Annotated in this window: 2 protein-coding genes; both read left to right on the plus strand. The window is 40.4% G+C overall.

Annotation, left to right across the window (positions count from 1 at the left end):
• A partial coding sequence (locus tag UC75_RS21830) for a DnaJ C-terminal domain-containing protein (protein WP_322842909.1) occupies nt 1–308 on the plus strand: 308 nt, incomplete at its 5' end.
• A gap of 11 nt (nt 309–319) precedes the next feature.
• Complete coding sequence (locus tag UC75_RS14220) at nt 320–649, plus strand: chaperone modulator CbpM (protein WP_004794961.1); 330 nt, start codon at nt 320–322, stop codon at nt 647–649.
• Nucleotides 650–731: the final 82 nt, after the last annotated feature.

A 731-nucleotide genomic window follows, 5' to 3' on the forward strand; every position in this document is an offset into this window, starting at 1 on the left:
CAGACCGCGTTCATGTTGAAGGTAGCGAGGTATATTTGACTGTAGATGTAGCGCCGTGGGAAGCTGCATTAGGTCAAGGTATTGAAGTCAAAACACCAGCCGGACCTTTAAACGTCAATTTACCTCACAATGCAAAACAAGGACAACAGCTACGTTTAAAAGATAAAGGGATACCAAATAAAACGCCAGGCCATCTCTATTTAATTTTAAATATTGTATTCCCACCAGCACATTCTGAAAAAGAAAAAGAAGCGTATCAGCAATTGGCTGAAGCCTTTGCTTCATTCGAACCTCGTTCATCTCATTAGGGAGCAAGATCATGACAACCATTCATTATCGCGAAATTGTATATGACGGCCATACCTTTAATGCGGAGGTCGTTGATGAACAATCTACATTTGATCTACAACAATTTGCTCAAGCTTGTGGTCAAAGCCCTGACTGGATTATTCAGTTAATTGAATATGACATTTTATCTGTCGACAATACGCCTGAAGCACACCAATTTATCGGTGAAGATGTGGCACGTGCACGTAAAGCTTATCGTCTGCAACGTGACTTTGACGCAAGTTTGGCAGCAGTTGCGGTGATGTTAGATTTGATTGATGAAGTACAACAACTTAGAAAACAGTTGAAGCATTTTCATTAGATTAGATAGTCACGACGGAGTCCTACTGGCACTCATTGTCTATTCCATCAGCTAATTACGTTACTTTTGTTTTGGCAAAAGT

Origin of the sequence: Acinetobacter sp. V2 (genome assembly GCF_001188385.1) — a bacterium.
GTDB classification, from domain to species: Bacteria; Pseudomonadota; Gammaproteobacteria; order Pseudomonadales; family Moraxellaceae; genus Acinetobacter; species Acinetobacter oleivorans.